The 10,105-nt window shown below is 48.1% G+C and carries 12 protein-coding genes and 1 pseudogene; 7 read left to right on the top strand and 6 right to left on the bottom strand.

The annotated features are described in order from the left end of the window. The first annotated feature begins 51 nt into the window (after positions 1-51). Complete coding sequence (locus NC996_RS27640; RefSeq protein WP_190684932.1) at positions 52-1,002, top strand: HEAT repeat domain-containing protein; 951 nt, start codon at positions 52-54, stop codon at positions 1,000-1,002. 99 nt (positions 1,003-1,101) lie between these two features. On the opposite strand, the gene NC996_RS27635 is transcribed toward NC996_RS27640, so the two are convergent. Both NC996_RS27635 and NC996_RS27630 read right to left on the bottom strand, forming a co-directional pair. Further along, positions 1,102-1,338 (bottom strand): hypothetical protein, encoded by a 237-nt coding sequence (locus NC996_RS27635; RefSeq protein WP_190684929.1) that lies wholly within the window; start codon positions 1,336-1,338, stop codon positions 1,102-1,104. Positions 1,339-1,355: 17 nt separating this feature from the next. Continuing rightward, the gene (locus NC996_RS27630) at positions 1,356-1,589 is read right to left on the bottom strand and encodes a ribbon-helix-helix domain-containing protein (protein ID WP_190684926.1); all 234 of its coding nucleotides are present in this window, start codon (positions 1,587-1,589) and stop codon (positions 1,356-1,358) included. A gap of 182 nt (positions 1,590-1,771) precedes the next feature. On the opposite strand from NC996_RS27630, the gene NC996_RS27625 reads away from it, so the two are divergent. The 3 genes from NC996_RS27625 (at position 1,772) to NC996_RS27615 (ending at position 3,880) form a co-directional block, all read left to right on the top strand. Beyond that, a complete protein-coding gene (locus tag NC996_RS27625) occupies positions 1,772-2,320 on the top strand; it encodes a hypothetical protein (protein WP_190684922.1) in 549 nt (182 codons plus the stop codon). Continuing rightward, the gene (locus NC996_RS27620) at positions 2,317-2,616 is read left to right on the top strand and encodes a helix-turn-helix domain-containing protein (protein ID WP_190684919.1); all 300 of its coding nucleotides are present in this window, start codon (positions 2,317-2,319) and stop codon (positions 2,614-2,616) included. Before NC996_RS27625 ends, NC996_RS27620 begins: the two co-directional genes overlap by 4 nt. Positions 2,617-2,734: 118 nt before the next feature. After that, entirely contained in the window at positions 2,735-3,880 is a 1,146-nt protein-coding gene (locus NC996_RS27615) for a pentapeptide repeat-containing protein (RefSeq protein WP_190684916.1), read from the top strand. A gap of 194 nt (positions 3,881-4,074) precedes the next feature. On the opposite strand, the pseudogene NC996_RS27610 reads toward NC996_RS27615, so the two are convergent. Next, a pseudogene (locus NC996_RS27610) lies at positions 4,075-4,186 on the bottom strand (integron integrase); the annotation flags it as partial. Positions 4,187-4,289: 103 nt separating this feature from the next. Between NC996_RS27610 and NC996_RS27605 the strand changes: the two are divergent. Then, positions 4,290-5,090: a hypothetical protein gene (locus NC996_RS27605; RefSeq protein WP_190684914.1), complete on the top strand. Its 801-nt coding sequence runs from the start codon at positions 4,290-4,292 to the stop codon at positions 5,088-5,090. A 343-nt stretch (positions 5,091-5,433) separates the two neighbouring features. Here NC996_RS27605 and NC996_RS27600 read toward each other — a convergent pair whose 3' ends face one another. From NC996_RS27600 to NC996_RS27590, 3 genes are read right to left on the bottom strand one after another with little or no spacing between them, the layout of a single operon-like run. Further along, positions 5,434-5,940, bottom strand: a complete 507-nt coding sequence (locus NC996_RS27600) for a TniQ family protein (protein WP_190684911.1) — start codon at positions 5,938-5,940, stop codon at positions 5,434-5,436. Further along, positions 5,937-6,767, bottom strand: a complete 831-nt coding sequence (locus tag NC996_RS27595) for a TniB family NTP-binding protein (protein WP_190684908.1) — start codon at positions 6,765-6,767, stop codon at positions 5,937-5,939. Before NC996_RS27595 ends, NC996_RS27600 begins: the two co-directional genes overlap by 4 nt. 3 nt (positions 6,768-6,770) lie before the next feature. Continuing rightward, complete coding sequence (locus NC996_RS27590; RefSeq protein ID WP_190684905.1) at positions 6,771-8,486, bottom strand: Mu transposase C-terminal domain-containing protein; 1,716 nt, start codon at positions 8,484-8,486, stop codon at positions 6,771-6,773. A gap of 457 nt (positions 8,487-8,943) precedes the next feature. Here NC996_RS27590 and NC996_RS27585 point away from each other — a divergent pair, with 457 nt between their 5' ends. Together NC996_RS27585 and NC996_RS27580 are read left to right on the top strand one after the other, a co-directional pair. Next, a complete protein-coding gene (locus NC996_RS27585) occupies positions 8,944-9,648 on the top strand; it encodes a PD-(D/E)XK nuclease family protein (protein WP_190684902.1) in 705 nt (234 codons plus the stop codon). A 117-nt stretch (positions 9,649-9,765) separates the two neighbouring features. After that, complete coding sequence (locus NC996_RS27580; RefSeq protein WP_190684900.1) at positions 9,766-9,903, top strand: hypothetical protein; 138 nt, start codon at positions 9,766-9,768, stop codon at positions 9,901-9,903. Positions 9,904-10,105: the final 202 nt, after the last annotated feature.

Here is a 10,105-nt window from a genome sequence, read left to right as displayed (position 1 = left end):
GTATTTCATTAGCTTTACTTATGAATTACCAGGGGTGAGCGTAGAAGACAGGTGAGCGAGCGCATAATTTCAGACCTCATATTACCCCAGCGACGACTTTTGCAAGAGGTCTATTGGCAGGTACGACGAACAGCCCTGGAAGAGTTAGCCGAGGGTTGGAAGGATGACCCCGATATCTTACCTCTGCTCAAAACCTACGCTCAGTCAGATAATTATTGGCAGGTGCGACGAACAGCCCTGGAAGAGTTAGCCGAGGGTTGGAAGGATGACCCCGATATCTTACCTCTGCTCAAAACCTACGCTCAGCCAGATAATCATTGGGGGATACGAGGAGTTGCCCTGGAAGAGTTAGCCGAGGGTTGGAAGGATGACCCCGATATCTTACCTCTGCTCAAAACCTGCGCTCAGTCAGATAATCATTGGGTGGTACGAGGAATTGCACTGCGAGAGTTAGTCAAAGGTTGGAAGAATAACCCTGATACCTTACCTATCCTCCAATCCCGCGCTCAATCGGATGAAAATGAATATGTGCGAAGGCTAGCACTGCAAAGGTTAGCTAAGGGTTGGAAGAATAATTCTGATATCTTGAATTGGCTCAAAACCTTCGTCTTGTCTGATAACACTTTTGATGTAAGACAAGCAACAATAAAAGCACTAGCCAAAAACTGGATGGACAATCCAGAGGCCATACCCTGGCTCAAAGCACTCGTTCAGCTAGATAATGATTTGTATATACGAATAGCAGGACTTCAAAAGTTAGCTGAAGACTGGAAGGATGAGCCTGGGATACTTGAATTTTTATGTGATCGCGCTATTAATGACCCCTTTGAGTGTCAGGAACTCTGGGAAGATAACCCTCGCCTAGCAGCACTTGAGGCAATTATTGAGCAATATCCTGGTCATCCCCAGACTCTCGCCTTGTTGCGCGATAGAGCCGAAAATGACCCAGACGAGAAAGTGCGGGAGTTTGCTAAGAGGGTTAATAACTCCCAACGTTTGTAGCAAGGCTTCCCACACCTCGATCTGCTGCTATAGCGATGGATGCGATCGCATTTGACAATCGCATTTGACAATCGCATTTGACAAAAGGAATGCGATCGCTCATTCACCTTGAATCCCTCCCAACTTCGACCGCATTGCCTGCCAAGCCTCAATCTGCTGCTGTAACTGATCAATGCGATCGCCTTCAGCCTTACGTTGCTGGTAAAGCCCCCGCCCTGCTAGTTCATCCCTGCTTAAGTCGATTAGTTGCTCTAGAGCCGCCATTATCAACTCTTTATCATCTTCAGTTAGCGCGATTGGAGTACCAGCTCCGACAAGCGTCTCTACTGCATCCATCCGGGCTGCTAACTCGCTTAACTGGCTTCTAGCCTCATCAAATGACCAGGTTTCTTTTTTAAAGCTTCTACATCCCGTCTGAGAGCAGCTAGCTCAGACTGAACGTTACCGCCTGACTCTTTACCCAAATAAGCCTCCACCGCCTCAAGAATAATCTGCGATCGCGATCGTCCCGTTGCTTGCGAGAGAGCATCTATTTCATCGATGTATTCCTGTGGGATACGAGCGCCCACCATCGGGTCTTTCGCCATTGCCTGTTCAGTTTAGATAACCTTGTTAACCCCATACTCGCACAACTGTTTTGCTCTTATACTGGCAATTGGGTTAACCTTTGATAACTGGGTTAACCCATGAAAAGGTCAGAAGCCAGCGAGTGAGCCTCGGAAACTCTTTGCTGCTGGCTTTTGGCTCCAAGTAAACGGAGACTTTGATAATGATAAGACCAGTTGGCTATTCAACTGATAGTCAGTGTGCCTATCAGCAGGCTTTAGACGATTTCGGCATAACCCACCTACTCACCCGCCTGGAAACCTACTCCGACGCTGACTTCGATGCGGCGTGGATGAACCTAACTCAGTCGGAACGCGAAAGCCTAGCCGCCATCTTTATCCGACAATTAACCGCCAACCTTCAAGGGAAAGCGATCGCGGGTTACTTAAACGCCATCCGTCACGGCAGCAGCGATATACCCCCCAGCTTAGTTCACCAAGTATTCCCGCCCTCATCGGTTGACCTGCCTGCCAACTTCCCCAACGTTCAGACCCCTCGCTACTTGTACGGCGACAAACTGCGCTGGATTCCTGAGGGCAGCACAACAGACTGGGGAGTTGTAATTGGGAGATTCTACAGCTTTGCTCCCCACCAGTGCGCTTGGACGTGGTGCTACCTCATCTGGCTCGATAAACTCTCCCCCAGTTCCCCTTGGACTATTGCCGATATTGCTTGGGAGGACGACCTTGAACCCCTGGAGGAAGCCTCATGAATCCTCGTCCTCTTACCGAACGAGAGCAAACCCTAATCGACTTCTACGGTTACTGTCAACTTGGGATGACACCGCAGCAGTTCTACGCCAAATGGCAAGTGAACCACGAAGCGATCGCGTTAATCTGCGCTCGTTCCATGTCTACCGTCCGATGCTGGTTTAAAAGAGGTCAAAGTTACCGCCGCCCGATGCACAACGATTTGCGCCATCTCGCCTTAATGGACTTCCTCCTGCAACACTGGGAAGACATTCCAGAAGAACTCAAGAATCGGTTGTGTTCTAAAGAAGGTCAGTAACTCGTTAGCACCTTCATAAGTTCAGCCAAATTTCAAGACCAAATTGACCTGTCTTTATCAGCCACCCTCACAATAGGGTGGCTTTGTTATGCACAACACTCAGAGTAAAGAGTCATCCATGAACGAGGAGGTTAGACCAGAAAGCGCCATCCAAGCCGAGACTGCTTTTGAGCTAGAACGCTTACAACAAGAGAGAAAAATTCCCGTTGAAGCCAATCCCTATAAAGTGGACTTGGCACAAGCAGATTTTCGTGGTGTTAACTTAAGCTGGGCTAACCTCGCAGCCATAAATTTACAGGGGGTACGATTCGCTACTGCCTTCTTGAGGTCAACTAACTTTCAGGGCGCTAACTTAATCGGTGCTAACTTCCAACAAGCTGACCTAAAAAATGCAATTTTGGCAGAAGCGCTACTCGATAATGCCAATTTAGAACAGGCTGACCTAAGGAAAGCCCAGCTATGGAGTGCCAGATTAAACAATGCCAACCTCAGCCATGCTATATGCCGCGAGGCCATATTTGTAGAGGCGACCTTGAACAATGCCAACCTCACGGGCATTGACCTCAGCCACGCTGACCTGTGTGAAGCTAACCTGTATCAGGCAAATTTGCATGAAGCTATCCTGCATCATGCCAGTTTTTGGACAGCGAATTTAAGTCAAGCATGCTTAAAAAGTGCCAGCCTTCTTAATGCGAGTTTAATAGGAGCTAATTTACGAGGGGCTTGTTTGAGCGAAGCGAATTTAGCTTATGCCGATTTATCAGAAACCGACCTCAGCGGTGCCGACCTCAGTTATGCCAATCTGACTCAGTGCCAACTGACAGACGCTAATCTCACAGGAACCAACTTGGAGGGGACGATTCTTGCCCCAATGGGACTAAATCATTGCCATAAACTCTACCCCAACCAGAAAGTCTCCAGTTGGGAAAAAATGCGTTTCCGTTCCCAAGCAGAAATTAAAGTAGCACAGGTACTTGAAGTCAAGGGAGTGCTATATTGCCCAAACAACCTAACTCGGTTAGGAAAATATCACAGAAGTTTTGAAGTAGATTTTTTAGTCTGTTGCCCAACTCGACTAGGATTCAAATGGGCAATTTTGGAGATAGATGGCTACTGGCACTTCCCAGAGAAACGAGCGAAGGAACACGAAAGAGAAAGGCTCTTTGAACATAGCGGCATTCGAGTTTACCGATTTGATGCCAAACTGTGCGAAAAAAATCCAGAGTCCGTCGTCAATGAATTAATTGAGCTGATGAGTCAATAGGGCGCAGTCTCTAGAAGCCCTCTTGCCTTGAGTACTGATTAGAGGCTGCTGAAGGGTGCGAGCGCAAATTGTGTGCGGAGGGCGATCCCATTCATCAATGCTTGCGAAATAATCTTAAATAGTTGGATAGCAGATGAACAGTTAAACCTCTGAAGGTATCGTTAGTCAAGCGGACTAGGCACACCTATATCACCTCAATTCAACATATAAGTGTAAATAAGCGTCGTTTAGTACATCTTTCTACCCCAGCAACTTCTGCATTGTCCTGATGTCGTAACCATCTTTCAGTAAATGGGTGGCAGATGCGGGAGATGTGAACCTTATTTAAGTTCTACGGACTCGCACAGGACGGGCTTGTTGTATCAAACAAATCAATCTGTCAAATAAATAAAATAAGTGAGTAACTTGTATGGGTCAAACTCGTTTATCCTCAGGTCTATCTTCTATTGAGGGGCACATCATTACGACTTACGGTGCGCTGCGGCATGGGATAGGTTACCTGGCGATCGCGCTCCCAGTCATTCTGGCAGTTTGGGGAATCATCAAGTATGGACTGCCACTTCAGGATTCAATCAGTGCTTATTACCATGCCTTTGTGCCGACAGCGCAACCTCCAAGACTGCTTGAGATTGCGGGCAACGGGGTAATGCGGAACTGGTTTGTTGGCATTCTCTGGGCGATCGGTGTTTTCCTGGTGCTCTACCGGGGATATGGACGGCGCGAGAACATAGCCCTCAATGTTGCCGGCGTGCTGCTGATCGTCGTCGCTATGTTCCCGATGGACTGGACCTGTGGCGCAACCTGCCCGAAAGTCTCAGTTCATGGAGTCGCCGCAATTCTGTTCTTCCTGGCGATCGGCTATGTTTGCATTTTCCGGTCTGGAGATACACTGCCCCTGCTCAAAGAGCCGAATACGAAAGCGTTTTACGAATGGTGGTATCGCATTATTGGACTAGTGATGTGGGTGTTTCCGCTAGTGGTTGCCCTGCTGGAGTTTTTTCATCTCCGTCCCTTTGGGACTCACACAGTGTTTTTCGTTGAGGTTGCGGGTATCTGGACATTTGCGGCCTACTGGTTGCTCAAGAGCCGTGAAATCGATCGCAGTAACGCAGATGAAACTGCTGTGAATGGGAAACTGGAACGAACTCCCCGCAAACCTGGCGTGATTCGGTACTGGCTCGACACCACGCCCGCCGTTGAGGAAAAGTGAGCATTCTCAATCTGTATTTGCTTTTTCATAATTTGATGAGAAGTGGCTTAATCGTGGCAATCGAGCCGGGGGGATAGTTATGCTGAGTTTTTCTATCCAATTAGGACACAATCGAGAGGCATCTGTAGGATGAGATGTCGGAAAAACGGTAAGTTGTCCTGCAAAGACTGTTTAGAGAAGTAGATTTAGTTCATTAAGCGGTCTGACAAGTCGTTGGAGCGGCAGTTGAAAAATCTTAATTGAGTTGCATGGGCGTCTGCTGCCGCTCAACTTGGTCGTTAGGCTGAGTTCAAGATTATCTGCCGTCCTTGATTGGGAACGTTAATCAAGAAAAATACTTCGCTCAAAAAGCTTTCTGATACTCCCCCATCTCCCCAAAAGGCAAACGACAGCGATCGCAACACCCATCCTTCCACAACGCCGGAATCTTAAACCTCGCCCCACACCTGGGACACTTCGACAACAACCTCAACTGATGCGTCTCACACCCTGCCGTTGACTTAAACTGCCACTCCATTCGATGACAAGGCGACTCGGCATAACACGCCCCACATAAGCGAATCGGATCGCACTTCATGCCCACGCCCTGCGGCGGCAACATTTCCCGCAACCTCCGTGCCTCAACCCCCACCACGTTCGCTAACCCCTCCAACTCCTTGGCACTCGGAAACGGATTGAGGTGAAACCTCTCCCATCGCGCCACCACCGCCCCAATCCCCGCCAACGTACCTAACGCACTGGGACTCAAATGATTCCGTCGCCTAAACCTGCCCAAAAAGTGGCTGAAACTCTCCCCCTCCAACGGCTCAACGGGAAACAGCCAAGGTTGAATCTCATTTGTCAGCGTCATGAATACTCCCTGGCTACCTCCTGCAACACCTTCTTGTCAATCTTCTTAAACCCCCTAGACAACGACTTAATCGCCGCTTCCCGCAAAATCTCATCCAACCTACCGATATAACCCGCCGTTGCCTTCATCAGGATTTTCAGCATTTCCTGACTCGTTAGATTCGAGGCAACAGGCAACTTCAAAACCTTCTCCTCCCAAATTGCCACCGTTTTCTTAAACTCTTCCCCCGCCAACTTCCCAAACCGACGATGGGCGCGAAAGCGGTTATAAACCTGTTCGTCCCGCTTAATCACCGTCTCCAGGCGATCCGTGCCCACCAAAACCACCGCAATTTCTAACTTGTCATTAATATCGCGCACATCCGGGAATGTTTCTGGCTTGAGGCGATCGGCTTCATCAATAATCAACATCTCCACCTCACAGCCCTTCAACACATCCATCGCCCTAGAGCGAAAATCAGATACCGTCCCCTTAACCGCTCGATATCGCAAGTATTCAATAATCTCTTTAAATAAATCCTTCGCCCCACACTTAGACGGCGGCATAATATAAACCACAGGAACAATCGGCGTTTGCCGTCCCTCCTGCTTCGGCTTATTGCGTAAGGTATAAGCTTCACAAGCGACTGTCTTACCCGTCCGCGACTCTCCCACTAAACGACACGACTGACGAGCTTTGCGCTTTTCATCCAACCACCCATGTAAATCTCGAACATGCTCCAGAGGGACAATAGTGGACTTATTCAGACGAGCAATTTCAGCTTGTAACCACTGCTCATCCGTTTTGAGTTCCCCTAATTGTTGAGCAATTGACTTCGCTTCAGTCATCACTTACCACCCGTAATCTTCACGCAGTTTGTCATAATCCCAAACCTCAATCTCAGCAAATTCCGATTCCGTCTGAGTTGCTTGCTCTGCATCTAACTCAACAGGTTCAACCACTTCAACCACAAGAGTTGCTTGAACTTGCTTATAACTCTGTTCTTCCTTCTGCCTCTGCTTGCGAGTTTTCTTGCGATTGCCTTTGGCACTGGGCGAAGCCCAATCGCTCAATGCTTCTCGCTCCATAACCTCCAGTAGAATTGACTGATTACTAACTGCTTTCCCTGCCTCGCGTAGCCTCTTAGCAGTGGCTTTCGCTTCATCTACAGACAATTGCTCCGTCTCTAACTCTTGAGCATGAGCGCGAGTCAAGAAGACTTCCTGCTGCTTCTCTTGGCGATAAATCCATATCGTCGTAATATCTCTGGGGTCATACCTGACACTTACCGTCTCTCCTGCATACCCTTCCAGGTACTCGCCTCGATACATCACATTCTCAAACTGCAAATGCCCACCTCGTTGCACCGTGCGCCTTGCCACTTTCATCAAGCAAATATCTAAATCGCGCTCAGACATCAGTTCGGGTTGCCCTCTAAGTCCCGCCTCCCAACGCTGATAGCGGGTTTGATCGCCCATCCGCGCATCAATATCTGGGTTGTATCGGTGAACAATGAAGCGAACCACTTCCTGTTCCAACTCCCTCAACGTTAATTGAGCGTCCTTTTCCGCCTCCTTAGGACGTTCCTGGACGTTTGAACCCGTGTAACCCGATAACGTTGAAAATAACTTCTGATTCAACGTTTTAAACGGACGCTCAACAATCCCCCCTTCAGAAGGGCGGTTCCGCAATTTAGGCACAAAACCTAACTGTGCCCCAATTTCTGCCAAATGATTGGAGCGAAAGTCTTTACCTCCATCAGTGTAGAAATACTCTGGTTTACCATACGTCCCCCACTCACAGTGCAGCTTGTACTCTGCCCCATATTGCTTCGGCAAAATCGCATGACGTAAGGCTAAAGCAACCACCTGAGAACTGGGTGCATCAAAGCCTAGATTGATGCCCATAATGCAGCGAGAGTAGCTATCAATGACAGTGGTTAACCAAGGACGACCAATCAGTTCTCCATGTTGATCCACCAGCAACACATCCGCACGGGTATGGTCGCACTGCCAAACCTGATTGCTGTAGTTAATTTCTAGGTCATCCCCATCACGAGTTTTCACCGAAAGCGTCGAACCCCGCCAACCCGGAGTGCGAATACTTTTCGCCTTCGCCTGTTCCTCTTGAAGCGGCTTAAGCACTCTTAAGACCGTTCTATAAGTAGGTGGCTCCTCGTCACCAATCTCTGAAGCTTTTGCTTGAACCTTCAGAGCAACTTGCTTGGGAGTCATCCGCTTACCGCCCTCATTGCCCTGCTGGTAAGTCTTAATGATGAAGTCCTGCCACAACTCACTAATTCTATGTTTGCCCTTATCAGCTCTAGTGCTTGAGGTAAGAGCCAATAATCCTTCCTCCTGATACGTCTTAACTAACCTTTGTACGGAACGCAAGGAAACGCCAAGCTTCTTGGCACCTTCTCGGAGTCGTTCTCCGTAGGTCGTGCGATCGCACGGTTCAATTAGACTCAGCATTACCTCCAGCTTCGGTCTCGCTTCTTCTGGAAGCTCAGAAGCGATCGCATTAGCCTCAACAGGGTCAGAAGCCACTTGCTCGTCAGGTTTCATTTCAGGATAAATAAATCTTTTAAAAACACATAATGTAATTATATCGGCTGTTTTAAAAAAGCGACACTTAATTTGTCACATTCTTAAATACTCCATTTTCATAAAACGACAATTAAATTGTCACATTTTCCCAATATGACATCTAATTAGTCACTAGCGGCTTAATAGACTGAAAATGCTAAAATCTTTGAAATCCTTATCAATAAAAAGTTTCGAGCGATGACATCAATGTGTCTTGACGACAAATAATTAGTCACTGTACACAAATAATGACAGCAACAACAGGCAAGGACTTGTAAAGGTCGCCCCACATGCGAATGGATTTGCGTTTGGTTGCAAGAGAGCAGGAACGGAATTAGCCTGAGCAAGGTGTCTAAAGAGGACGTCTCAGCCCCTTATTGAACGTTCCATATCGGCAGCTATCATCCTAACTGGTTGATTTAATAACTAGACAATAATGACGTTAAATCTCAATCTGCTGCCTCATCACCGTGCTAAAACGCTGCGGGAATCTGGGAAACAATATTATGTGGATGCTAAGGGCGATCGCTTTCCTAGCGTCTCCACTATCCTCAACGCCACCAAACCGCAAGAAGATCGAGAAGCACTCTTCAACTGGCGCAACCGAGTTGGAGCAGAGGAAGCCAACCGAATTTCTGGTGCGGCTAGCCGTCGCGGTACGTCCACGCACAAGCACATTCAGCGCTATCTACTGGGAGAAAATGTCGCCTGTCCAGACGCGGCTAAACCTTACTGGGATAGCATAGAGCCGGTGTTACAAGACATTCACGAGGTAAGGCTGGTGGAAGGTTCTATCTTCCACTACGATTTGAGTTATGCCGGTCGAGTGGATTGCGTTGCGAGTTATAAGGGCATTCCCTGCGTCTGTGACTGGAAAACCGCTGATAAACCGAAAGGGTCAGTAGAACGCCTCCGCGATAGCCCGATCCAGTTAGCGGCTTATATGGGCGCGGTTAATCAATTTTACCAAGAGTACGGCATCCATCTGAGTCATGCCTTGCTGGTTGTAGCGGTTCCGAAAATGCCTGCTGAGGTGTTCTGGTTTGAACCAGATAATATGATGATTTACTGGCAGCAGTGGGAGCGAAGAGTTGGGAAATTTTGGCAGCGTAGAGGAACAATGACGCCTTCAAGCATCTAATTCTCCTTGAGATAATGCCATCCCTGCTAGCTCTTAAATCACTACGGACTGAATGCACGCACAGTCGCGATCGCCAACTACCCTGGAATCATCAGCAGTCCGGATAAAACACTTGAAATGAAAAGAAGCTCTAAAGTTTTAGCAGGGCTGATCGGTGCCTATGCCGGTGATGCGTTGGGTTTTCCAGTCAAATTTATTACCAAATCAATCGGTGAAGTCACCTGTAACAGAGATGATAGGTTCTGGAACTTATAATCAACCTGCTGGCACTTGGTCAGATGATAGCTCCCTTATCTTCTGCTTCGCAAAATCATGATGGATTTTCTCCGAATGTAACAGCTAACTAACGTCAGTTCGGGTTAAGCCGAAGGCAGCAAGTTGTGGTCAATGGCAATCGCTGGCTTCTTCGGTTGATGGCAGTAGGCAATCAATCCGCAGAGAATGTTGACAAAGCAGT

This window comes from Trichocoleus sp. ST-U2, from assembly GCF_039961875.1.
GTDB lineage: Bacteria > Cyanobacteriota > Cyanobacteriia > Cyanobacteriales > FACHB-T130 > FACHB-T130.
This window is presented reverse-complemented; position numbering and strand designations above follow the sequence as displayed.